At 59.4% G+C, this 23,183-nt stretch carries 26 protein-coding genes and 1 tRNA gene; 15 read left to right on the top strand and 12 right to left on the bottom strand.

Translation table 11 applies throughout. The annotated features are described in order from the left end of the window. Positions 1 to 202: 202 nt before the first annotated feature. Positions 203 to 745 carry a (2Fe-2S)-binding protein gene (locus DMP17_RS08580; RefSeq protein WP_337828653.1) on the bottom strand — a complete coding sequence of 181 codons (543 nt, stop codon included), beginning with the start codon at positions 743 to 745 and terminating at the stop codon, positions 203 to 205. A 20-nt stretch (positions 746 to 765) separates the two neighbouring features. Continuing rightward, positions 766 to 1,521, bottom strand: a complete 756-nt coding sequence (locus tag DMP17_RS08575) for a class II aldolase/adducin family protein (RefSeq protein ID WP_337828652.1) — start codon at positions 1,519 to 1,521, stop codon at positions 766 to 768. A gap of 268 nt (positions 1,522 to 1,789) precedes the next feature. Here DMP17_RS08575 and rpsU point away from each other — a divergent pair, with 268 nt between their 5' ends. Both rpsU and DMP17_RS08565 read left to right on the top strand, forming a co-directional pair. Next, the gene (gene rpsU, locus DMP17_RS08570; protein WP_337828651.1) at positions 1,790 to 2,065 is read left to right on the top strand and encodes a 30S ribosomal protein S21; all 276 of its coding nucleotides are present in this window, start codon (positions 1,790 to 1,792) and stop codon (positions 2,063 to 2,065) included. 196 nt (positions 2,066 to 2,261) lie between these two features. Beyond that, a complete protein-coding gene (locus DMP17_RS08565; RefSeq protein ID WP_337828650.1) occupies positions 2,262 to 2,807 on the top strand; it encodes an FKBP-type peptidyl-prolyl cis-trans isomerase in 546 nt (181 codons plus the stop codon). A 364-nt stretch (positions 2,808 to 3,171) separates the two neighbouring features. On the opposite strand, the gene lepB is transcribed toward DMP17_RS08565, so the two are convergent. The 4 genes from lepB to pyrE all read right to left on the bottom strand — a co-directional run bounded on the left by lepB (position 3,172) and on the right by pyrE (position 5,953). Then, complete coding sequence (gene lepB, locus DMP17_RS08560) at positions 3,172 to 4,131, bottom strand: signal peptidase I (protein ID WP_337828649.1); 960 nt, start codon at positions 4,129 to 4,131, stop codon at positions 3,172 to 3,174. Further along, positions 4,080 to 4,490 (bottom strand): holo-ACP synthase, encoded by a 411-nt coding sequence (gene acpS, locus DMP17_RS08555; RefSeq protein ID WP_337828648.1) that lies wholly within the window; start codon positions 4,488 to 4,490, stop codon positions 4,080 to 4,082. Before acpS ends, lepB begins: the two co-directional genes overlap by 52 nt. Positions 4,491 to 4,617: 127 nt before the next feature. After that, positions 4,618 to 5,355, bottom strand: coding sequence for a pyridoxine 5'-phosphate synthase (locus tag DMP17_RS08550; RefSeq protein ID WP_337828647.1), 738 nt, complete (start codon positions 5,353 to 5,355; stop codon positions 4,618 to 4,620). Between the two features lie 4 nt (positions 5,356 to 5,359). Continuing rightward, on the bottom strand, positions 5,360 to 5,953 hold the full coding sequence (gene pyrE / locus DMP17_RS08545; RefSeq protein ID WP_337828646.1) for an orotate phosphoribosyltransferase: 594 nt from the start codon (positions 5,951 to 5,953) through the stop codon (positions 5,360 to 5,362). Between the two features lie 251 nt (positions 5,954 to 6,204). Between pyrE and coxB the strand changes: the two genes are divergently transcribed. The 9 genes from coxB to DMP17_RS08500 all read left to right on the top strand — a co-directional run bounded on the left by coxB (position 6,205) and on the right by DMP17_RS08500 (position 15,424). Beyond that, positions 6,205 to 7,356 (top strand): cytochrome c oxidase subunit II, encoded by a 1,152-nt coding sequence (gene coxB, locus DMP17_RS08540; protein WP_337828645.1) that lies wholly within the window; start codon positions 6,205 to 6,207, stop codon positions 7,354 to 7,356. 12 nt (positions 7,357 to 7,368) lie between these two features. Further along, on the top strand, positions 7,369 to 9,024 hold the full coding sequence (gene ctaD / locus DMP17_RS08535) for a cytochrome c oxidase subunit I (protein ID WP_337828644.1): 1,656 nt from the start codon (positions 7,369 to 7,371) through the stop codon (positions 9,022 to 9,024). 96 nt (positions 9,025 to 9,120) lie between these two features. Then, positions 9,121 to 10,080: a heme o synthase gene (locus tag DMP17_RS08530; RefSeq protein ID WP_337828643.1), complete on the top strand. Its 960-nt coding sequence runs from the start codon at positions 9,121 to 9,123 to the stop codon at positions 10,078 to 10,080. A gap of 129 nt (positions 10,081 to 10,209) precedes the next feature. Further along, positions 10,210 to 10,800 (top strand): cytochrome c oxidase assembly protein, encoded by a 591-nt coding sequence (locus DMP17_RS08525; RefSeq protein WP_337828642.1) that lies wholly within the window; start codon positions 10,210 to 10,212, stop codon positions 10,798 to 10,800. 74 nt (positions 10,801 to 10,874) lie between these two features. Then, positions 10,875 to 11,762, top strand: coding sequence for a cytochrome c oxidase subunit 3 (locus tag DMP17_RS08520; RefSeq protein WP_337828641.1), 888 nt, complete (start codon positions 10,875 to 10,877; stop codon positions 11,760 to 11,762). Positions 11,763 to 11,772: 10 nt separating this feature from the next. Next, positions 11,773 to 12,201: a DUF983 domain-containing protein gene (locus DMP17_RS08515; RefSeq protein WP_337828640.1), complete on the top strand. Its 429-nt coding sequence runs from the start codon at positions 11,773 to 11,775 to the stop codon at positions 12,199 to 12,201. Between the two features lie 2 nt (positions 12,202 to 12,203). Beyond that, a complete protein-coding gene (locus DMP17_RS08510) occupies positions 12,204 to 12,812 on the top strand; it encodes an SURF1 family protein (RefSeq protein WP_337828639.1) in 609 nt (202 codons plus the stop codon). Between the two features lie 315 nt (positions 12,813 to 13,127). Next, a complete protein-coding gene (gene thrC, locus DMP17_RS08505; RefSeq protein WP_337828638.1) occupies positions 13,128 to 14,549 on the top strand; it encodes a threonine synthase in 1,422 nt (473 codons plus the stop codon). Then, complete coding sequence (locus DMP17_RS08500; RefSeq protein WP_337828637.1) at positions 14,546 to 15,424, top strand: class I SAM-dependent methyltransferase; 879 nt, start codon at positions 14,546 to 14,548, stop codon at positions 15,422 to 15,424. Before thrC ends, DMP17_RS08500 begins: the two co-directional genes overlap by 4 nt. 41 nt (positions 15,425 to 15,465) lie before the next feature. Here DMP17_RS08500 and DMP17_RS08495 read toward each other — a convergent pair whose 3' ends face one another. Both DMP17_RS08495 and ccmA read right to left on the bottom strand, forming a co-directional pair. After that, positions 15,466 to 16,125: a heme exporter protein CcmB gene (locus DMP17_RS08495; RefSeq protein WP_337828636.1), complete on the bottom strand. Its 660-nt coding sequence runs from the start codon at positions 16,123 to 16,125 to the stop codon at positions 15,466 to 15,468. Further along, complete coding sequence (ccmA, locus tag DMP17_RS08490; RefSeq protein ID WP_337828635.1) at positions 16,122 to 16,748, bottom strand: heme ABC exporter ATP-binding protein CcmA; 627 nt, start codon at positions 16,746 to 16,748, stop codon at positions 16,122 to 16,124. Before ccmA ends, DMP17_RS08495 begins: the two co-directional genes overlap by 4 nt. 52 nt (positions 16,749 to 16,800) lie before the next feature. Between ccmA and DMP17_RS08485 the strand changes: the two genes are divergently transcribed. Next, a complete protein-coding gene (locus DMP17_RS08485) occupies positions 16,801 to 17,088 on the top strand; it encodes a 4a-hydroxytetrahydrobiopterin dehydratase (RefSeq protein ID WP_337828634.1) in 288 nt (95 codons plus the stop codon). A 170-nt stretch (positions 17,089 to 17,258) separates the two neighbouring features. Here DMP17_RS08485 and DMP17_RS08480 read toward each other — a convergent pair whose 3' ends face one another. Continuing rightward, positions 17,259 to 18,062, bottom strand: a complete 804-nt coding sequence (locus DMP17_RS08480; RefSeq protein WP_337828633.1) for an SDR family oxidoreductase — start codon at positions 18,060 to 18,062, stop codon at positions 17,259 to 17,261. A gap of 138 nt (positions 18,063 to 18,200) precedes the next feature. Further along, positions 18,201 to 18,821, bottom strand: a complete 621-nt coding sequence (locus DMP17_RS08475; RefSeq protein WP_337828632.1) for a DNA-3-methyladenine glycosylase family protein — start codon at positions 18,819 to 18,821, stop codon at positions 18,201 to 18,203. A gap of 118 nt (positions 18,822 to 18,939) precedes the next feature. On the opposite strand from DMP17_RS08475, the gene DMP17_RS08470 reads away from it, so the two are divergent. Continuing rightward, complete coding sequence (locus tag DMP17_RS08470; RefSeq protein WP_337828631.1) at positions 18,940 to 19,257, top strand: 2Fe-2S iron-sulfur cluster-binding protein; 318 nt, start codon at positions 18,940 to 18,942, stop codon at positions 19,255 to 19,257. A gap of 173 nt (positions 19,258 to 19,430) precedes the next feature. Here the strand turns inward: DMP17_RS08470 and DMP17_RS08465 are convergent, their stop codons facing one another. Both DMP17_RS08465 and rlmB read right to left on the bottom strand, forming a co-directional pair. Continuing rightward, positions 19,431 to 20,276, bottom strand: a complete 846-nt coding sequence (locus DMP17_RS08465) for a hypothetical protein (RefSeq protein WP_337828630.1) — start codon at positions 20,274 to 20,276, stop codon at positions 19,431 to 19,433. Between the two features lie 65 nt (positions 20,277 to 20,341). After that, positions 20,342 to 21,214 carry a 23S rRNA (guanosine(2251)-2'-O)-methyltransferase RlmB gene (rlmB, locus tag DMP17_RS08460; protein ID WP_337828629.1) on the bottom strand — a complete coding sequence of 291 codons (873 nt, stop codon included), beginning with the start codon at positions 21,212 to 21,214 and terminating at the stop codon, positions 20,342 to 20,344. 12 nt (positions 21,215 to 21,226) lie between these two features. On the opposite strand from rlmB, the gene DMP17_RS08455 reads away from it, so the two are divergent. After that, positions 21,227 to 21,312: transfer RNA gene (locus DMP17_RS08455), tRNA-Tyr, on the top strand. A 196-nt stretch (positions 21,313 to 21,508) separates the two neighbouring features. Continuing rightward, positions 21,509 to 22,714 (top strand): tyrosine-type recombinase/integrase, encoded by a 1,206-nt coding sequence (locus DMP17_RS08450; RefSeq protein ID WP_337828628.1) that lies wholly within the window; start codon positions 21,509 to 21,511, stop codon positions 22,712 to 22,714. The last annotated feature ends 469 nt before the right edge of the window (positions 22,715 to 23,183 follow it).

Raw genomic sequence — 23,183 nt, 5'->3', positions numbered from 1 at the left:
CAATCCAGTGTTGCGCCAAGCCGACTCTGGATTGCCGCGTCGCTACGCTCCTCACAATGACGTAGAGAGGTTTGGATTAAAGGCGGTTGTAAGGAAATTGAGGGTGCGGGACTGCAAGCCCGTGCTTCGACAAGCTCAGCACTAACGGATTTTATAGTGCGTGGGGTTTGCTGTCTTTATCGTTCGCTATGTTGGAGATTACTTACTTCACCGGCACACCCAAAGCAGGCACCTGCTCCGCCGCGTCTGCCGGTTTAATCCCGGGCGCTGGTGCGGCGGCGAGGATTTCTTCGCCGCGCATTACGCGGCCTGCGCGGTGGATGGCTTTCCTGATACGCGGATAGGTGCCGCAGCGGCAGATATTGGTGATTGCTGCATCAATGTCCGCATCGGACGGATTGGCGTTTTTGGCGAGCAAAGCCGCCGCTGCCATAATCATACCCGACTGGCAAAAGCCGCATTGCGGGACTTGTTCGGCGACCCAGGCCTGTTGCGCGGGATGGCTGCGGTCGGGCGAGAGCGCCTCGATGGTTGTGACCTCGCGGCCCGTGCATTGCGACAGCGGCAATTGGCAACTGCGCACCGCTTGTCCATCGACAATCACCGTGCAGGCTCCGCACTCGCCCGTGCCGCAGCCATAGCGGGTGCCGGTGAGATTGGCCGCATCGCGCAAAGCCCACAAAAGCGGCATATCGGGATCAAGGTCGAACGCGAGCGCGCGGCCATTTACGGTGAATTCGGTCATAGCCCCCCGTTTAACGGGACTTAATCGCGCCAGCTAGGGTCGATTTTGTCGATGATGCGGATCATCGCGGCAAAATCGGGGACGCCTGCGCCGACCGGCATCTGGATTTGGCTCAAATCGCGCTGGTGGACCGCGACCACATCGTCGGAAACGACGACCGGCTGGCCCATCGACATGGTGGCAAGCTGGATTTCGCACGCGCGTTGCAGCGCCCAATGGACGATGAACGCTTCGGGAAGGGTGCTGCCCATGACCACGGGGCCGTGGTTCCGCAGCATCATCACGCGCTTGTTGCCAAGGCTTTCAAGGAAGCGCGGGCCTTCCTCCTCGCGCACGGTAATGCCTTCAAAATCATGATAGGCGATTTGCCCGATAAAGTTGCACGCATAGAAATTGACCGGCTGCAACCCGCCTTCAAGCGCGCTCACCGCCATGGTCGCGGTGGTGTGGGTGTGGATGATCGCATGGACATCGGGCAAGACGCGGTGGAACAGGCTATGCTGGGTAAAGCCCGCTTTATTGACCGCATAAGGGCTGTCGTCGAGCTTGTTACCGTCAATGTCGATCTTGACGAGATTGGAGGCGGTGATTTCGCTGAAATGGAACCCGAACGGGTTGATGAGGAACGCATTATCCTCGCCCGGCACTTTGAGCGTGATATGATTATAAATCATCTCGTCCCAGCCAAGATGCGCGAAAATGCGGTAACAGGCGGCGAGTTGCTGGCGCGCGCCGGTTTCTTCATGGCTCCGGTTGGAACGGCTCTGGTCCGTCATTCTGCTCTCCATATTTACATCATTGATAATTACTTCTGCCACAGTCTTGCGCGCGTGAAAAGAGGGTGTGCGCAAGCTTGTTTTCTTACCTATGCTCCCCTTATGCTCGCGCGAGGCTTCGCGTGGGCGCGCCGCATTTCGTCGAAAAATCGGGCTTTAGGCTTGTCTCTGGGTGATTCTGCTGGTAGAGGCGCGGCCTTACGGCGCGGACAGGGATTCGCGACGGCCCCTTTCATATGCCTTTTAATTTGCGGGTGAATGATGGGAAATGCCCGTGTTTGTGCGGGCTTTTCGGGGTCGGCAACTTGATGAATTTACGCTTGGAGTGTGGTTTTTTATGCAGATTATGGTTCGCGATAACAATGTCGATCAGGCCCTTCGTGCGCTCAAGAAGAAGTTGCAGCGGGAAGGTGTTTATCGCGAAATGAAGCTGCGTCGTCATTATGAAAAGCCCAGCGAAAAGAAGGCTCGCGAAAAAGCGGCCGCTGTTCGCCGCGCGCGCAAGATGGAACGCAAGCGCATGGAACGTGACGGTATCCGGTAAGGATAACGCGCCGCTATGAAGCGGTAACGGATATGCGAATCGAATAAGGGCGGCCTTTTTCAAGGTCGCCTTTTTTCTTGGGCGCGATTCACGCCTCGGCCTTTTGCCGCCGCTTTTCTTGCTTTGACCTTTGCCGCGCTATGGGTATAGGCCGCGCACAGCATCCATGCCATTTTTGCCATAAAGGTTATTGCCCATGTCCACCGTTACCGCCGTTCCGTTGCAGCCGGTCAAAAAGAGCGCGCTTACCACTTTGTGGGTCGGCATTATCGCGCTGGCGGTGCTGGCGCTCGCTTATGGCTGGTGGACAACGCGCATCCCCGCGATCGACTTTACCGTGGTGAAGGAAGGCACCGGTCCCAGCCCGACCGACACCGACATTGCGCTTATCAAATATAAGGGCGCACTGGCCGATGGCACCGTGTTCGACCAACAAGAGCAAGCCCCGATGCCGGTCGGCTCGGTCGTCCCCGGCTTTTCGCAGGCGTTGAAGCGCATGAAAAAGGGCGGCTCGTACAAAATCGTGATCCCGCCCGAACTCGGCTATGGCAAGGAAGCCAAGCATGACCAGAGCGGCAAGGAAGTAATCCCCGCCAATAGCGACCTCCATTTCGACGTCGACCTGCTCGACTTCCGCTCGCAGGCCGAAGTCGAAGCGATGCAGCAGATGATGCAGCAACAGATGATGCAGCAAATGCAGCAACAGGGCGGCCAGGGTGGTGGAGCGCCTAAGGGGCAGTAAGCCTGACACTTATCCGCCAATCCCGAGAGATTGAACAAGCGCCGGAGCCTTAAGGTTTCCGGCGCTTTTTTGTTGGTTGGAGGCAAGGCTCACCTTCATTCTCCTTCGTGGAGGAAGGTGATTATATTTGCGGGGTCGGGTGCTCGGAATTTGGCGAAATCGGCGTTTAGGAAAGCAGGGGGCCTTCCTTCGCCGTTCGTGTCGAGCGCAGTCGAGACACGAGAAAGGGTGCGGCCTCTCGACTTCGCTCCAGGCGAACGGATGTTGGGGGAGGTACAGGGGCAGAAAAGCGGAGGGCCGGAAAGGCGCAGGGATAGAAAGGGGTAAGAGAGGGGGCAGGGCGAAGCCCTCACCCCCCCAAAGCTTATTTCGCAGCTTGCGCCGGTTGTTCCGCCGGATGGACGCGCAAGCTGTCGCCCGCGCGGCCCGAGCGCATCGCGGTGAACCAACTGATCGGATTATACCATTTGGCATTGCCATCCATCGAGAAGGTGATGAATTCCGCGCGTCCGCCCAGATTTTCCCACGGCACCGGTCCGCCAAGGCCGTCGCGGTCGAGGTCCACGCGGCTATCCGCGCTGCGGTCGCGATTGTCGCCCATGACGAACACATGGCCGTCGGGGATGGTGGTCGGCGGATAATTATCGACATCGGTCATGCCAAGGTCGATCGTGTTATAGCTCACGCCATTGGGGAGCGTTTCACGGATGATCGGGAGGTCGCAAACCTGTGTGCCATCAGCCTTGGTAATGCGGCGGCCAAAAAACTGGCGCTCGTCGCATGGCGCATTGGCATCGACCGGGATCTGCAAATTGGGCATGACTTGCTGTTTGACCGGCGTGCCGTTCAAAATCACCGTGCCGCCGCGCACTTCGAGGCGATCACCGGGCAGGCCGATGACGCGCTTGATATAATCTTCGCGCTTATCGGTCGGCTCAAGGATTACAATATCGCCGCGTTCGGGCAGCTTGCCCATGAAGCGGCCTTCGGTCGGCGGCATCACGTGAAAGCTCGGCGCGGTGAAGGACCAGCCATAAGGATATTTGGTCACCACCAACCGGTCGCCGACGAGCAGGTTGGGCATCATCGATTCGGACGGGATGTAAAAAGGCTTCACGATAAAGCTATGCACCACCAGCACCGCAAGGATGAGCAGCGCGATGCTTTTGATTTCGCCCAGCCAATCAACCTTATCGTCCTCCTTCTTTTTGTCGGCGGAGGCGGAAGTGGCTTCGGTGCTTTGCAGGTCAGTCACGTAACAGGATACTCGCTTTAAGGAACGGAGCGCGGATGCGCTTCGATGATGACAAAGGCTTGTGCCCAAGGATGGTCGTCGGTCAAGGTTAAATGCACGATGGCGACCATGCCGGGCGGGGTGATGGCGTCGAGTCGGGCCTTGGCTCCGCCCGTCAACGCGAGGGTAGGCGCGCCCGAAGGCGCATTGATGACGCCAATATCTTTCATGAATACACCGCGCTTGAAACCGGTGCCGACCGCTTTGGAAAAAGCCTCTTTGGCGGCGAAACGCTTGGCATAGGTGCCCGCGCGGGTGAACGGGCGCTTGGCCGCCTTGGCGCGCTCAAGGTCGGTGAACACACGATTTTCAAACCGCTCGCCAAACCGGTCGAGCGAATGTTGGATACGCTCGATATTGCAGAGGTCAGAACCGAGGCCGATGATCATAAGTCTCCCCTCCCGCTTGCGGGAGGGGTCGGGGGAGGGAATGTTATTGTTAGAGCATTCTCGTCCCTGACAAGCCCTCCCCTAGCCCCTCCCGCAAGCGGGAGGGGAATTGGCTTGGCGTTCGTCCTCACCGCGCCGTGTCCATGAGCGTCCGCATCTTAGCCACGCTTGCATCGAGCCCGTCAAAGATCGCCTCGCCGATGAGGAAATGGCCGATATTGAGTTCGGCGATTTGCGGGATCGCGGCGATCGGCACGACATTATCATAAGTGAGACCATGACCCGCGTGCGGTTCAATACCGTTTTTCGCTGCGAGTGCCGCCGCATCGGCAATGCGCTTCAATTCATCCGCGCGCGCTTCGCCTTCCAGATGGGCATAACGCCCGGTGTGGAATTCGACCACCGGCGCTTTCAGCCGGATCGCCGCTTCAACCTGCGCGGGGTCGGGTTCGATGAACAGGCTCACCCGGATATTGGCGTCATTAAGCCGCGCAATAAAGGGTTTCAGATGATTATCCTGCCCCGCCGCATCGAGGCCACCTTCGGTGGTGCGCTCCTCGCGCCGTTCGGGGACGATGCAGGCGGCGTGTGGCTTGTGGCGCAGCGCAATCTCCAGCATTTCCTCGGTCGCGGCCATTTCCAGATTGAGCGGAATGGTGAGCGCATCCATCAGCGCGGCGATATCTTCATCGCGGATGTGGCGGCGGTCTTCACGCAAATGCGCGGTAATACCGTCCGCGCCCGCTTTGGCAGCGATAAGCGCGGCCTTGACCGGATCGGGATGGTCGCCGCCGCGCGCGTTGCGGATGGTCGCGACATGGTCGATATTGACGCCGAGGCGCAAATGCTGGGGCGAGTGCGTCATGGGATCAGGCGGCTTCCGCTTCCTTGCGGCTGCCGGGCTTGGTGGTCGGCACTGCCGCCAGGGCCGCCGGAACCTCGTCCGCCGCATAGGTCGGGAAGTTCAGCTCGACGAGCGGATAAAAGGGGACGCCCAAATCGACCTCGCCGCCGGTGCGGTCCACCAGCGATGCCGCCGCGATCACCTCGCCGCCCGCTTCATGGATCGCCTTGATTGCTTCGCGCGAGGACAGGCCGGTGGTGACAACATCTTCGACCATCAGGATTTTTTGCCCCGGCTTGATGTCGAACCCGCGCCGCAATTCGAATGTGCCGGTCGGGCGTTCGAGGAAAATCGCATCGACGCCGAGCGCGCGCCCGACTTCATGGCCGATAATGACGCCGCCCATTGCGGGCGAGACGACCAGTTCGATCTGGTGGCGCACATCGCGCGGCAGCTTTTGCGCAAGCGCAACCGCAAGCTTTCCGCCGCGTTCGGGGTTCATCAACACGCGCGCGCATTGCAGATAATGGGCGCTATGACGCCCGGACGATAAAATAAAATGCCCCTCAAGTAGCGCGTGGCAGGCGCGGAATTCCGCTAAAACTTCATCTTCGGTCATCGGATATATCGCTCTTTCTTGTTATCGTGGCACCCTATGCGCCCGAAAAAATGGGGTGCCAACGGAAAATAGTGCGACGAGACGCTTGAGACAAGCGGCAAGCGCGGTTATAGGCGGCCCGATAACCGGATTTTTGCCCTGAATTTCGGGGCCGGAATCTTATACCAAACAGGTAATGTCCGGATTAATGCCGGACGGCACCTCGCACAGCACCGGCGGTTGTGTGAAAAACAGGGTAAAATCGGGACGATATGATGAAAATTAAAGGGATTTTATTGGCGGCATCGCTGATGGTCGCCCAAGCTGCGGGAGCCCAGACGGCGGCCCCTGCTGCTCCGGCCGCGACTCCGGCAGCCGCGACGCAGGAACAGGCTGCGGCCCCTACTGCTGCCCCCGCGCAATCGGCGGCGACCGACGCGGTGCCCGCCACCACGGCGGCGACTCCGGCAACGGCGGCCCCTGCTGCTGACGCTGCGGCGGCTGATGCAAAGCCTGCGCCCAAGGGCAGCTATGTTCCGATGAAGCCCACGCCGGGCATCGGTCAGCCGATTGATGGTGGTCTCGACTTCCAGCATCAGGTCACTGCCAATGGCGAATATGCCTATTGGTTGTCGAATATGATCCTGCTCCCGATCATCGTCGCGATTTCGTTGATGGTCTTGGGGCTGCTGCTCTGGGTCATCATGCGCTACCGTCAGGGCGCGAACCCCACGCCGTCGAAAACGTCGCACAATACGCTCATCGAAGTTTTGTGGACGGTCATTCCGATTTTCGTCCTGCTGCTCGTTGCAGTCCCCTCGATCAAGCTGATTGCCAAGCAATATCAGCCCGCGCCCAAGGATGCGGTGACGATCAAGGTGACGGGTTACCAATGGTATTGGGGCTATCAATATCCCGATCATGGCGGGTTCGAGCTTATCTCGAAGATGCTGACCGAAGACCAGGCCAAGGCCAATGGCGAGCCGACCCACCTTGCGGTCGATAACCGTATGGTCATCCCTGTCGGCAAGCCGATCAAGCTCCTCGTCACCGGTGCGGATGTTATCCACAGCTTTGCGGTGCCTGCTTTCTGGACCAAGATTGACGCGGTTCCGGGCCGGATTAACGAGGTGACTTTCACTGTCGACCGTCCGGGTGTATATTATGGACAATGTTCGGAGCTTTGCGGCGTCGACCATGGCTATATGCCGATCGCGGTCGAAGCCTTGCCTCAGGATAAATTTGAACAGTGGGTAGCCTTTAACGGCGGCACCATGCCCGGCACGGCCCAGCCCGATGCTGCGGCACCGGCTGCGACTCCGGCGCCTGCTGCAGACACCAAGGCGGCTCCTGCAGCCGCTGAACCGAAGACCGAGGCTGCGGCTGCACCGGCTGAAAAAGCTGATGCGCCTGCTGCCAAATAAGGGATTGTGACGATGACTGATACAACCGCAAATCCCGCAGATTTCCATGATGCACACGACCATCATGATGCGGATCACAAGCCGGCATTTTTTGCCCGCTGGTTCATGTCCACCAACCATAAGGACATTGGCACGCTCTACCTGATTTTCGCGATTGTCGCGGGGATTATCGGTGGTGCGATTTCGGGCATGATGCGTCTCGAACTGATGCATCCGGGCCTGCAATATCTGCAAGGCTGGGTCGGCGGCACCGATGTGACGCAGGCCAAGCATTTGTGGAACGTGCTGATTACCGCGCACGGCCTTATCATGGTCTTCTTCATGGTGATGCCCGCGATGATTGGCGGCTTTGGTAACTGGTTCGTGCCGATCATGATCGGTGCGCCGGACATGGCCTTCCCGCGCATGAACAATATCAGCTTCTGGCTGCTCATTCCGGCTTTTGCGCTGCTGCTCGGCTCGACCTTCGTGCCCGGCGGCCTGGGCAATGGTGCGGCGACGGGGTGGACCGTCTATGCGCCGCTGTCGACCACCGGTTCGCCGGGGCCAGCGGTGGATATGGCGATCCTGTCGCTCCACTTGGCCGGTGCCAGCTCGATTTTGGGTGCGGTGAACTTTATCACCACCATTTTCAACATGCGTGCCCCCGGCATGACCATCAACAAGATGCCCTTGTTCGTTTGGTCGGTGCTGGTCACCGCATTCCTGTTGCTGTTGTCGCTGCCGGTTCTGGCTGCTGCCATCACCATGCTTTTGACCGACCGTAACTTCGGCACGACCTTCTTTACCGCATCGGGCGGTGGTGATCCGGTTCTTTACCAGCACCTCTTCTGGTTCTTCGGCCACCCCGAAGTCTATATCATGATCCTGCCCGGCTTCGGCATGGTCAGCCACATCGTGTCGACCTTCAGCCGCAAGCCGATCTTCGGTTATCTCGGCATGGCCTATGCGATGGTCGCCATCGGCGTGGTCGGCTTCATCGTGTGGGCGCACCACATGTTCACCACCGGTATGAGCGTGAACACCAAGATGTACTTCACCGCCGCAACCATGGTGATCGCGGTGCCGACCGGCATCAAGATTTTCTCGTGGATCGCGACGATGTGGGGCGGTTCGCTGTCGTTCAAGACCCCGATGGTGTGGGCGCTTGGCTTCATCTTCATGTTCACCGTAGGCGGCGTGACGGGCGTTGTGCTCGCCAATGGCGGCGTCGACAACTATATGCACGACACATATTATGTGGTGGCGCACTTCCACTATGTGTTGTCGCTGGGTGCGGTGTTCGCGCTGTTCGCGGGCTTCTATTACTGGTTCCCGAAAATGTCGGGCCGGATGATGAACGAAGCGTTGGGCCACCTCCATTTCTGGGTGTTCTTCATCGGCGTGAACCTTGTGTTCTTCCCGATGCACTTCCTCGGCCAACAGGGTATGCCGCGTCGCTATCCCGACTTTGCCGAAGGCTATGCGCTGTGGAACTATATCGCGTCGATCGGCTATATGATCACCATCGTGGGCGTCGGCATTTTCTTCGTGAACCTCGTCTGGTCGCTTATGGCTGGTAAAAAGGCTAGCAACAGCCCGTGGGGTGAAGGCGCGACGACGCTGGAGTGGACCTTGTCCTCGCCGCCGCCGTACCACCAGTTCGAAACCCTGCCCAAGATCGCCTAAGCGACGGGCAAGAGATGACAATAGGGGAGGGGGCTGGTCCGGCGGACTGGCCCCTTTTCCAGTAGAGCAAGATTTGACGCGAATTTGATCCGGAATATGGCAACGCCTGTGCTACCTTCTTCAACCCCGTCTGACGGGCAAAGTCCGGCGCTCCCCGCCGACTGGCGCGACTTTTTCGCGCTGACCAAGCCGCGCGTGATGAGTCTGGTGATTTTCACCGCGCTGTGCGGCCTGCTCGCATCGGGCGTGCATATGCCGTTCGTGCTGGGCTTTACCGCGATATTGGCGATTGCCTTGGGGGCAGGCGCCAGCGGCGCGCTCAACCAATGGTATGAAGCCGAAATCGACGCCAAAATGAAACGCACCGCCAAGCGTCCGCTGCCTGCGGGTCGCATGGAGAAAAGCTCGGCACTCCATTTCGGGGTCGGCTTGTCGGTTTTCTCGGTGGCGCTGATGGGGCTTGCGGCCAATTGGCTCGCGGCGGCCGTCTTGGCTGGCTCGATCCTTTTCTATGTAGTCATCTACACCATCTGGTTGAAGCCGCGCACGCCGCAAAATATTGTGATTGGCGGCGCGGCAGGCGCTTTCCCGCCGATGATCGGCTGGGCCGCGGCAACCGGCGACATCAGCTTGCTGCCCTTCTTGCTGTTCCTGCTTATCTTCTTCTGGACGCCGCCGCATTTCTGGAGCCTCGCGCTGTTCGTGCGCTCCGATTATGCCAATGCGGGCATCCCGATGCTGCCCGTGGTCGCGGGGCATCGCAAGACGCGCAACCAGATTGTTGTCTATACCCTCATCATGTCGGCGATTGCGGTCGCGCCTTGGCCGCTTGGCCTGACCGGCTGGCTTTATGGTGTGACCGCCATCATTTTCAGCGCGATTTTCACGCTGATGGCGGTGCGCGTCGGCTTGGGCAATGCCAGTGACCCCGCCGAAATGCGCGCGGAAAAGCGGTTGTTCGGCTTTTCGGTCCTGTATCTTTTCACCCTTTTTGCAGTCGTGGCGATAGACCGCTGGCTGCTCGTTTCCGGGAGCCTCCCCTATGTCGGATCATGAACCCTTTGACGAAGCGGAGTATCGGCGCCGCCAGAAAAGCCGGGCGATTGTCACGGGTTTGATCCTAGGCGCGCTCGTGCTGCTATTTTATTTTATCACCATTGAGAAAATACGGAACGGGATGATGTGATGTTCGCTGCACTCGACAATAATCAACGCACCGGAATTTTGGCCGCTTTGATGGCGGTGGCGATGGTCGGAGTGGGTTATGCCTCGGTGCCGCTCTATCGCCTTTTCTGTCAGGTGACGGGCTTTGGCGGCACGACCCAGCGGGTGGATGAAGTGATGGCGCTGGAGCGTGCGGTGGTGGTCAACAAGACCATGTCGATCCGCTTTGATTCCAACATTTCGCCCGACCTGCCGTGGGAGTTCAAACCCGAACATCCGACCCAGACCGTCCGCATCGGCGAGCGCAACATGGCAATTTTCCTTGCCAAAAACGTGTCCTCGCGTCCGATTGTCGGCATGGCGACCTATAATGTGACGCCGACCCAGGCGGGCCAATATTTCGACAAAATCCAGTGTTTCTGCTTCAACGAACAAAGGCTGGAGCCGGGTCAGGAAGTCCGGATGCCGGTTTTATTCTATGTTGACCCGAAAATTATGGACGATCCGGATACGAAGGATATAGAGGAAATCACGCTGAGCTATACCTTTTATCCCAGTGCAAATGATCCGGGAGCGGCCAAAACGCTGGACGGGCAGGGCGCGGGCCAGTAAGGCGACGCTAATTTGAAGATTCATCCGGGCCACCGGCAAGGCGCAGGGAGCCTTACCGGATAGGTCCAGAAAATATGGGGAAGACCAACATGGCTGGTGCCAAGAACCACGATTATCATATTCTCCCGCCAAGCCCGTGGCCGTTCGCGGCATCAATGTCGGCGCTTGCGCTGGCCTTTGGCGGCATCATGTGGATGCACAAATCCGACTTCGGACAGCTTGGGCCGTGGGTCTTTTTCGCTGGCCTCATCGCCGTATGTGCGTGCGCGTTCATGTGGTGGGCCGATGTGGTGAAGGAAGCCCATGCGGGCGATCATACGCCAGTCGTGTCGCTGCACCTGCGCTATGGCATGATCCTGTTCATTGCCTCGGAAGTCATGTTCTTCGTCGGTTGGTTCTGGGCGTGGTTCGACTTCTCGCTCTTCCCTTCGCCGCTTGAAATCGTCGATGGTGCATCGACCAATATGATCGGTCAGGACATTGCCAGCACACTGATGCAATGGCCGCCCAAGGGTATCACGGTTATCAATCCGTGGAGCCTGCCGCTTCTGAACACGCTGATCCTGCTCTGTTCGGGGACGACGCTGACCTGGGCGCACCATGCGCTCCTCAACAATGACCGCAAGAACCTCATCCGTGGTCTGTGGCTGACGGTTATCCTTGGCGCGATCTTCTCGATCATCCAGGCCTATGAATATGCCCATGCGCCGTTCAACTTCACCGGCACCAACTATGGTTCGGCCTTCATGATGGCGACGGGTTTCCACGGGTTCCACGTTCTCATCGGTACGATCTTCCTGATCGTCTGCTTGGTGCGCTCCTATAAGGGCCACTTCACCCCGAAACAGCATTTCGGTTTTGAAGCGGCGGCTTGGTATTGGCACTTCGTTGACGTGGTGTGGCTGTTCCTCTTCCTCGTCGTTTATGTCTGGGGTGGCTGGGGCGCTCCGGTCCACGGATAATGGCGCGCTGATGCCAGACGCTGAAAAGCAATCCACCGGAGGGCAGCCCGCATTAGTGCAGGCTGCCCTTCAAGGTTTGTGCCCGCGCTGCGGGGCCAAGACGCTGTTCGCAGGGCCGACCCGCTTTGCCACAAGCTGTGGCGCGTGCGGGCTTGATTATGACCAATATAATGTCGGCGATGGCCCTGCGGCCTTTTTGACGCTGATTGTCGGCGGGCTGGTGACGGCGCTGGCGATGGCGCTGGAACTCACCGTGATGCCGCCCTTTTGGGTGCATATCCTCCTCTGGGTGCCGCTCACCGCCTTTCTAGTCGTCGCGACCCTACGCGCGGCCAAGGGGATGCTGCTCATTCAGGAGCATCGCAAAGCGGCGGCGGAAGGCAAGCTGGTTGCGGCATCCGCATCCGCGCCTCCGTCACCGCCTGTGCAGGACGAATAATCATGCCCCGGCGTTGGCCGATCCTTCCGACCCTGTTGGTCGCCGCTGCCATCGCTACGATGATCGCGCTCGGCATCTGGCAACTCCAGCGCGCCAAGTGGAAGGAAGGGCTGCTCGTCACCTATGCCGCCGCCGCGCACAAGCCGCCGGTCGATTTCCCGCTTGATAAAAATAAGCCGCTCGACCCTTATTATTTCCGCAAGAGCGCCGCGCATTGCTATACGCCCTATGATGCAATCAGCAGCGCGGGGCGTAATGCCGCCAAGCAAAGCGGGCTCGCCCATGTCGTCACCTGCAACGCCTTTTCGCCCGGCACGTCAATGGATGAACGCAAAACGCGCATCACATTCCGCGCGGTCCTCGGCTGGTCGGACGATATTGCCGCGCCGGACTGGAAGGGTGGCGAGCTTAGCGGCACGCTCATGCCCGACACACAAACCGGCGTGCGGCTTATTGCCGATCCGCCGGTTGCAGGGCTGCAAGCAAATGAGCCGCCCAATCTGGATGACATACCGAACAACCATCTGGCCTATGCCGGACAATGGTTTTTCTTCGCTCTGGTGGCGGGGATTATTTACGTGCTGGCCCTGAAACGCCGCGCGCGGGATTGAGCCTGCAAAACAACCGCAAGTCCTGAGCTTGTCGAAGGACGTCTATCGGGCTTGTGTATGCCTTATGGCCGCCCTTCGACAAGCTCAGGGCTAGCGGGTTTGGGTGAGGGCATGACGCGATGCACACAAAACATCCCCGTCATTGCGAGCGCCGCAGGCGCGCGGCAATCCAGAGTCGCGATGCGCCAACATTGGATGGCTTCGTCGCTTTGCTCCTCGCAATGACGGGAGGGGCGGATAGAATAGCCGCCCTATCGCCCCGCAAACGCCAAACCGCTTGCCCCGCAAGGCTTGGGGCGATAGGCGCTTTTTCCCATGGACTATATCAGCACACGCGGGGGCGCTCCGGCGCTGGGGTTTGAAGATGTGACGCTCACGGGGCTGGCCAGCGATGGCGGCCTTTATGTGCCGCGCCATTGGCCACAGATGGGCGAGGGCGACATTGCCGCGCTACGCGGCCTTTCCTATGTCGAAACCGCCGTTCGGGTGATGGCCCCGTTCGTAGCAGGAAGCCTCACCGAACAAGAGTTACGCGACCTGTGCGAAGCCGCCTATGGCCGCTTCAGCCATGCCGCCGTCACGCCCTTGAAGCAACTCGACCATCAGCATTGGGTGCTGGAATTATTCCACGGGCCGACCTTGGCGTTCAAGGATGTTGCGCTGCAACTGCTCGGGCTTTTCTTCGAACGCTTCCTCACCAATCGCGACGATCATCTGACGATTGTCGGCGCGACCTCCGGCGATACCGGGTCGGCGGCGATTGATGCAGTAGCAGGCCGCGCCAAGATCGACATTTTCATGCTCCATCCCGATGGTCGCGTGTCCGATGTGCAGCGGCGGCAAATGACCACGGTGATCGCGCCCAACGTCCATAATATCGCGATTGACGGCAGCTTTGATGATGCGCAGGCGATGGTGAAGCGCATCTTTGCCGATAGGGACGTGACCGATAAATTCACCATCTCGGCGGTCAATTCGATCAACTGGGCGCGGTTGATGGCGCAGGTCGTCTATTATTTCTACGCCGCTGTGCGTCTGGGAGCGCCTGCGCGCAAAGTTGCCTTCTCGGTCCCGACCGGCAATTTCGGTGATGTGTTTGCGGGCTATGTGGCGGCGCAAATGGGCCTGCCTATCGAGCAGCTTATCGTTGCCACCAACGTCAACGACATTCTCCACCGCGCTCTGTCGTCGGGCGACTATTCGACCTCGACCGTGACGCCCACCGCGACGCCAAGCATGGATATTCAGGTGAGTTCCAATTTTGAACGCTTGCTGTTCGATGCAGGCGGGCGCGATGGTGCGGCGCTGGCCGAACAGATGCGCGGCTTTGAGGCCGCCAAGGCGATGCAACTTACCAATGCGCAACGTGAGGGCGCGGGGAAACTCTTCACCAGTGCGCGCGCGGACAGCGACCAGATGATGCAGGCGCTGCGCTGGGCCTATGATGCGGCGGGCGAGATGATCGACCCGCACACCGCCGTCGGCCTGTCCGCAGCGCGGCAGGTGGCGCTTGATCCGTCGGTGCCAGTCGTCACGCTGGCGACCGCGCATCCGGCCAAGTTTCGCGATGCGGTGGAACGCTCCACCGGCGTTCGCCCCGCGCTTCCGGCGCGCATCGGCAGCCTGTTCGAACGGGAGGAACGCTATGAAAAACTCCCCGGCACCTATGAAGCGGTGCGTGATTATGTGACCGCCCACGCGACGCCCGGCAAGGGCGCAGCCAAGGACGCAGCATGAGCCAGATCCCGCTGCTTACGATGGTCGGCGAACCGTGGGGCGATTATGGCCTCATAGATTCGGGCCACGGCATGAAGCTCGAACGCTATGGCGATTACCGCTTCATCCGCCCCGAACCGCAAGCCATGTGGGCGCCTGCGCAACAGGGCTGGGACCCCGATGGCGAGTTTATGCCCGCGTCCGATGAAGATGGCGGGGGGCGTTGGACCTATGACCGTCCGGTGCCGCAGGAAGGCTGGCCGCTCCATTGGAATGAAGTGACATTCCAGGCAAGCTGCACCCCGTTCCGCCATTTGGGTTTCTTTCCCGATATGGCCCCGGTATGGGACTGGATGCGTGCGCAAGTATCGGACATGGAAGCGCCCAACATCATGAACTTGTTCGGCTATACCGGCGTCGGCACGCTCGCGATGAGCGCGGCGGGGGCCGAGATGGTCCATGTCGACGCGTCTAAAAAATCGGTCGCTGCCGCGCGCGACAATGCTGCGCTGTCTGACATGGCGGATAAACCGGTGCGCTGGATCGTCGATGATGCCTCCAAATTTGTCGCGCGCGAAGTGCGGCGCGGGCGGCGTTATGACGGCATCCTGCTCGATCCGCCCAAATATGGCCGTGGTCCCGATGGCGAAGTGTGGAAGCTTGAAGAAGATTTGCCGAGCCTCATCGCCAATTGCCGCCAATTGCTCGACGAGGATAGCCGCTTCCTGTTTTTGACCGTCTATGCGGTCCGCATGTCCGCACTCGCTATCGGCGAATTGCTCAACCAGCATTTCGCCGACCTTGGCGGCAAGGTCGAATGTGGCGAACTCACCGTCCGTGAAGAAGCGCGCGGATTATTATTACCCACCGCCATTTTCGCCCGCTGGTCGCGGTAGCGCCTGTGTCCCCGAAATAGGAGCCGAAATAGGCGTGGCGATTAAGCGCGTGCGCCCCGCAACGCCGCGCCTGCCGCGAACGGGCAGATGGCGGTGAGGAAGAGCGAGCTTGCGGCCAGAAATTTGATGGCCGCGCCGCTTTCGCTGCCTAACATGCCCGCACCGAAAATCAGGATGGGGACGGCGAGGGGGAGGAGGAGGAGGCCGCCGATCGCGCCTGCCCCGCGCAATCCAGTGGTGAGTGCGGCGACCATGACGGCGAGGGCTGCCAAAGCGGGCGAGCCGATGAGGAGTCCGGTGAGGAGCAGCGCCAAGCTTTCCCCCGACAGGTTGAGCAGCGCCGAGGCCGGAAAACAGGCGATGAGCAACGGTATGGAAAAGCCCAACCAATGCGCGACGAGTTTGGCGAGGACGACAATCTCGTCGCTCACGCCGCGCACCGCGAGTTGGTCAAGCACGCCCGCTTCCTTGTCGGCCAGGAAAAGCCGGTCGACGGGAAGGAGCGCGGCCAAAAGTGCCGCGACCCACAGCATCCCGCCGCCGGTGCGTGCGAGCATTTCGGGATTGGGGCCGACCGCAAAGGGATAAAGCGTTGCGACCAGCAGGAAGAAGATGACCGGAAGCCATAAGCTGCCGCTGGTTGCGCTGCGCAACAGGTCGCGGCGGATAAGGGCGAAGACAAGGGTGAGGAAGGCGCTCATCGGGCGACCTCCTGCGCGCTGTCATCGACAAAAGGCGCAAGCGTGATATTTTGCGCGCCCGTCATAGCGAGCGGCAGATGCGAGGCGACCAGCACCGCGCCGCCTTGCGCGCGATGATCGGCAATCGCGCGCTCAAGCCGCGCGATACTGTCAATATCAAGCCCGTTGGCAGGCTCGTCGAGCAGCCAAAGGCGCGCGCCGCTTGCCAATGTGCGCGCCAGACCTGCCCGCTTGCGCTGGCCGGTGGAGAGCATCCGCACAGGAATATCGGCCAGTGCGCGCAACGCCATGGCTTCTAACGCTGTATCGACCGCCGCCATCGCTTGCCCGTCGATCATCGCCCAGAAGCGGAGCGCGTTGCGCAGGCTTGCCTCACGGTCGAGCGCGAGATTTTCATCCGCCAGCGACAGGGCGGCGACGCGCGTGGCGGTCCCCGAAAAAGGCTGGAGCAACCCTGCGCACAACCGCAACAGGCTCGACTTGCCGACGCCATTGGGACCCGTCAGCAATGCCGCATCGCCCGCGCCAAGGGTGAGGTCCAGCCCGCGAAACAGCATCCGCCCGCCGCGCACGCACGCGACCTTTTGCAGCTTCAGATAGTGTGGCGATTGACCCGGCTCCATGCCTGTCCCATAGGCTCTCGAACGCGCAAATGCCAGCTAGGGAGAGTGTCACATGGTCAAGAAATTATCCGAAGCCGAACGCCTTGTTTTCTTGGGCGAACATGGTGATTGGGAATATGACAGCGAACGCGACGCGATTGTGCTGGGATTGGAATTTGACGATTTCGTCGAAGCCTTTTCGTTTATGAGCGCGGTTGCGATGCTCGCCGAAAAGCATGACCATCACCCCGAATGGACCAATGTGTATAACCGCGTCGAAATCCTGCTGACGACGCACGACGCCAATGGCCTGTCCGAACGCGACATCACGCTCGCCAAGGCTATTGAACGCCTTCTTTGAGCTATGGAAAGCGGCTTGACATAGTTGAATTTCAAGCAGACATTCATTGTCTCAGAAATCGCGGTTCTGGCTGTTAACAAGCTAATCGCACCAAATAAGGCCAAACGGAATTGACCGTTTGGGAGCATTGCTCCGGGGGCTACGGCCCCCGCTCTCTTTTCTGCCTGCTGTTACGAACGGCTGCTCGCTTCCATCTTGCCGCGCATCTTGCGGATTTGGCCGGGCATCCATTTGGCGGCGAAGGCCAGTTTCTTGGCCGTTTTGCCGACGATATAATGGACCTTCTTGCCATGCACCGCATCCCAGGCGGTTTGGGCAACAGTTTCGACCGGCGTGAATTCAAGCCCTGCCGCACGCACCCGTTCGCGCGAGGTTTCATTGGAACCGGGGACGGTTTCGTTCAGCAGTGGCGTGTCGATAAAGCTCGGCATGATGGTGCGCACCTTGATGCCATAATCCTGGAATTCGATGTCGAGTGCTTCGGTCAGCCCGCGCACCGCAAATTTGGTTGCGGAATAGACGCTGAGGCCCGCCGCGCCATAAATGCCCGCCGCCGAACAGGTGTTGAGAATGGCGCTTCCCGGTGTCGCCTTGAGCAAGGGCAGGGCTTCATAAACGCCGTTCATTACGCCGGTGAAATTGATCGCGATCATGCGCTCGGCGCGTTCGGGTTCAAGCTCCGGAAAATGACCGCCATAGCCGACGCCCGCATTGTTGAACAACACATCCATCCGCTCGCCGCTTGCAGCAGAAAAACGCTCCAGCGCGGCGCGCCATTGCGTGCGGTCGGTCACATCCATGCGATGCGTCGAACTTTGCCCTTTGGGAAGAAGTGCGGCGGTTTCGGCCAATCCCGTTTCGTTCACATCGGCGAGGCCGACAAACCAGCCCTGATTGGCAAAATGGATGGCCACCGCGCGCCCGATCCCCGATCCGCCACCGGTAATGAAAATAGCCTTGCGTGCGTTGCTCATCGCTTTACCCCTCTCCTTGATTTGGTCGCCACCGTCGCGAATTTTTTGCGGGCGTCAAGCAAATTACTTACACAAGTGAAAATAGTGAGCCGGTAGAGAGACTGGTCGCGGATGCGCAAATGCGATGCGGTGCGTCTTTTACCCCAGCGCATCAATATTATAGCTGTGCCAAGCAAAAATTGCCGCAGCCCCGCGATGCGGGCGCCAATTTTCACCGATGGCGCGGGTTTCTTTTTCGGAAGGGCGCGTAGATAAGCCCATGATGCGCTTGACCGCTTCCTGCACTGCAAGGTCGCCAGCGGGCCAGATGTCGGCGCGGCCTTCGGCAAACAGCAAATAAATTTCCGCCGACCAGCGCCCGATTCCCTTGACGCGGGTGAGCATCGTAATCGCCTCCTCGTCATCGGACGGGAGCGCGGCAAAATCGAGCGCGCCGCTTTCGACCAGTTCGGCCAGACTGCGCGCATAGCTTTGTTTCTGGCGCGACAGGCCGCACCCGCGCAGCGCATCCTCTTCGGCGGCGAGCAGGCTAGCGGGCGCACAGCCTTCGCCCAATGTCGCTTCCAGCTTGCGCCATACCGATGCCGCCGCATGGACGCTCACCTGTTGCCCGACAATAGTGCGCAGCAAAGTGGCATAGCCTTTGTCGCGCCGCCGCGTTTCGGGATAGCCCGCAACTTCAAGTGCATAGGCGATGCGCGGCTCGATTTCGGCAAGGGCATCCAGCCCCGCGTGCAACTTTTCGTTGCTCAGTCCCATATTTTACTTGTCCTCATCGCTGACGCTTTTCCGATGTAGGCCTTGATTTCGTCCGGACAGCAAGACATATCCCGCCGCGTATTTTACTCGGGTTATTAAAGAAAAGGAATATTGTGCAATGCCGAAGCTGATAATCGTCACGCGCGATGGCACCGAACATCCGGTCGAAGCCAAGACCGGTTTGAGTGTCATGGAAAATATCCGCGACAATGGCTTCGACGAAATTCTTGCGCTGTGCGGCGGATGTTGTTCGTGCGCGACCTGCCATGTCCATATTGACGGCGATTGGGACGGAAAATTGCCCGCGATCAGCCCCGATGAAGATGATTTGCTTGACAGTTCAAGCCATCGCGACGGCCGTTCGCGCCTGTCGTGCCAGCTTGAAATGACCGATGCGCTCGACGGGATGCGCGTGGTCATCGCCGAAGAAGATTAAACGCGGGGAGCGCGTTCCGGCATGAGACGCGCGCCTCCATAATGAAAAAAAGCCGCGCCAATGATTGGGCGCGGCTTTTGTTTGTCACTGGTTAGCCAAAAAGCCTGACGAACCCACATTAAACCCGTTAGTCCTGAGCTTGTCGAAGGACGCCCCTCAGCCTGAACCGACCCTCACCGCCCGAAGCGGATCAATGCTTCCGGTGCTTTTTTCGATTGCGGGTTCACCGCCCATTTCATGCTGCGCCATCCCGGCTTCGCCGCGTCTGCCGACGGACCATTATCGGTATTATTGGTGAGGATTTCGCCATTGGTGGTGAGGGTGAAGCTGCCATCGGTCTTGCCTTGCGCGCCTGCGCCAAGACCACCGGGCGCACCTGCCCCCATCATCGACCTGCCGTCTATATCCTTATTACCAAAGCCGGGCGCTTCGATGCTAACGCTATTGTCATTACGCACCCGCGCAACCACCATAGGCGGCGACAAGGCGACATCGGGGATCAGCGGAAAGACAAAATCACGGTCCAGCGTGCCGCTGATTGCATAATCGACCTCGAACACGCCGTCGCCCTTCTGGACGACGCTGCGCCAGCCTTTCTGCTTCAGCAATTTGGCGGTGAAGGCCTCAATCGTTTTCGGGTCATTGGGATTAAAGCCCATCATCGCGACCATCGCTTCGCCCTTGTCCCGCGCCTCGTCCGCCTTGGCTTTGGCGCGAACGGCCGCGCCTGCGTCCCATTCCTTGCGCTGCTCGGCGACTTCCGTAGCCGTGCAGTCACGCGGCGCGTCATCTTCGGTAACGCAGCTTGCTTCGAATGTTTCGTCGGTCTTGTCCGTCGATCCACCGGTCGGCTTGTCGCCCGAAATAGCGACAATTTCGCCCTTATAGGCAAAGCTGAACTTGCCGTCCTTGGTGACCTCCATCGACGATGCGAACTTGCCGGGAATGAAGAAGCAGGCGGCAAGGAGGAGCGGCAGGACGAGCGCCGCTGCAAGCTTGACCGGATTGGATATGTGCATGGAAAAATGCCCCTTTTCGTGAATGAACGACGCGCCGAGTCCGGCCCTAGACCCAATGTGCCAGATTATTTGGCGGTGGCAACCGCATAGAGTGCGATCGCGGCGGCATTGGAGACGTTCAGGCTTTCCATTGCTTCATTGATCGGCAATTTGGCGATAATGTCGCAATGTTCGATAGTGTTGCGGCGCATCCCTTCGCCTTCTGCGCCCAGCACAAGGCAGACGCGGCTGGTGCCGATGGTTTCGGCAAGCGTGCGCTCCGCTTCGCCATCCAGCCCGATGCGCCAAAAGCCTGCATCTTCAATCTCTTCCAGCGCGCGCGCCAGATTAACGACGCGCACCCAAGGCACAATTTCCAGCGCACCCGCCGCCGCGCGCGCAATCGTGCCTGATTCGGCAGGACTGTGGCGGTCTTGCGTGACAATGCCGATGGCATCAAAGGCCGCCGCCGACCGCAGGATCGCGCCGATATTATGCGGATCGGTGACCTGATCGAGGACGATGAGCGGGCGCTGGTTATCCGCATTCTGGTCGAGCAATTCGGCGAGCAGCATATGTTCCAGCGGATCGACCTCTGCGACAATCCCCTGATGCGGCGCATCGCCCGGCACCATCCGGCCCATATCGCCCGCATCACAGAAATTGACCGGAATGTCGGACGGAATTTCGAACACCGCAGCGGTTTCGCGCGTTGCCCAGATTTTGCGCACGCGGCGTTCCGGATTATCGAGCGCGGCGGCGACGGCATGGCGTCCCCAAAAGCGGGGTTGTTGGCTCGGCTGGCCACTTTTATTACGTTGCGGGCGGCGTCCTTTGGCCATGGCGGCGGGCTTTCTTGCAAACAGGATGAAAAATTGCGCGTCTTTTGGACGTGCTTGCCTTGACAGGCAAGCTTCCTTTCGCCATTGAGCCGCCTTCGCCAGCCGCATCAGCGGCATATCGGCGCCAATGGACAGGTGGCCGAGTGGTTAAAGGCAGCAGACTGTAAATCTGCCCGGGTTTCCGTACGCTGGTTCGAATCCAGCCCTGTCCACCACCTTCTATTCCCGCACCATCCGCTAAAATCCCTAGAAATCCCGGAAAACCTAGGGTATTGTCATCTGCATAGTCCGCTTTCGACCACTCCCGTCCACTTGCAGCCGGAATGCAGTGTGGGAGGGATGTGGGAGGAGATTGACTTACTCCCACACTTCACTTCTCCCACAAGGGCGGCAAAGATGTGGGAGTAACTGATGGGCAAACTCACGGCGGTTGCGGTTAAGGCCGCTTTCGCAAATCCGGGCACCTATCAGGATGGCGACAGATTGGTTCTCAGAGTCGACAAAAGAGGGGGAGCTTATTGGCTGCTGCGAATCCAGCGCGATGGCAAACGTCAGGACATCGGACTAGGTAGCCCGAAGCTGGTGACGCTGGCCGAAGCGCGCGCGAAGGCTGCCGAACTCCGCAAGGCGGTAAAAGTCGAAAAGCGGGATGTGCTGACCGAGCGCAAGGATGAGGAGGCAGCCAAAATCACTTTCCGCGAAGCTGCCACACAATATCACTCGGAGAACGAGGCAGGCTGGAAGAGCAATGTGTACGGTCGCCAGTGGCTGGCAAGCCTGGAGAACTACGCCTTCCCAAAGCTTGGCGGTAAGACGACGGGCGGAATCACCGCTGCCGACATCATCTCAGTCCTCACGCCGATCTGGCAGGAAATACCCGAAACCGCCCGGCAGGTGCGAAACCGGATTTGTGCGGTGCTGGACTACTCCCATGCCAAGGGATGGCGATCAACCGAAGCTCCTTCCGGCAACAGCAGCCTGAAAGCTGGACGCGGGCTGCCACGTCAGGTGAAGCAACGCGAAAACCGCAAGGCGATGCCTTATGTCGCTGTGCCTCCGTTCCTGACGGCTTTGCGGCGCAGACCTTTCTTCGGACGGTTGGCATTGGAACTGCTGATCTTGACCGCAACGCGGTCGCAAGAGGTTCGGCTGGCAACATGGGACGAGTTCAATCTCGATGATCGTCTGTGGACGATTCCCGCCGATCACATGAAGCGAAACAGGGCGCACGTCGTACCACTATCTGACGCTGCGCTCGTAGCGTTGGCGAAAGCGGCCGCATTGCGAAGGGAAGGAACTGACGTTGTCTTCCCCCGCGTGTCGGGCAAGCCGATGTCTGACATGACTCTGCTCAAGGTTATGCGCGACATGAGCGAGCCGTTCCACGTGCACGGCTTTCGTTCCGCATTTACCGATTGGGCAGCGAATGAGGGGCTCCCGGATGCCGTGGTTGAGGCTGCATTAGCGCACAAAACACCAGACGCAGTTCAGGCCGCCTATCGCCGTACAACGTATCTCGGTACGCCTGAGAATCCCGGTGCGCGGGTGAAACTCATGGACGCGTGGGTGCGCTATTGTTCTGGTACCGCCGATGGAGTCCCTTCTGTTCTGCTATAAGGGGAATATCGAGCAGAGGCCGACCACTTCCTCCAATGAACATTTTACGAGCGTATTGCCCCCCGGGAAGGGGAAAATCTCTCCTCTCGATGCACCAGTATGACGTGCGCCGACGGCGCGTTTTGAGAACGGCGAACTCCCACTATTTGCGCCAAGAAACCTTTGCTGATTTTGCGTGTCTTCTGCCGTGTGTCCTATCACATTCTGACGCGAAACATTCCATCAACAGGAGGAATTGACAGGACCACTTAACTGACAGGCACGGTACGAGCGAACGTCAATAGGACTGACTTCAAAAACGCGTTGAATTGTCCCGGGGCGCGTGTCCCGCGTAGCGCCTTCACCCAATATATCCTGACCGGTTATGAGCATGGATATATCGGCCTTGATGAGGGCGATTATCGGGCACTTCCGGCTCATCTGAAGGACCGGGTGATTGACCAGATGCCGGGCCATCTTGCCGACGAAT

It is taken from the genome of Pseudonocardia sp. TMWB2A (genome assembly GCF_017312135.1).
This window is presented reverse-complemented; position numbering and strand designations above follow the sequence as displayed.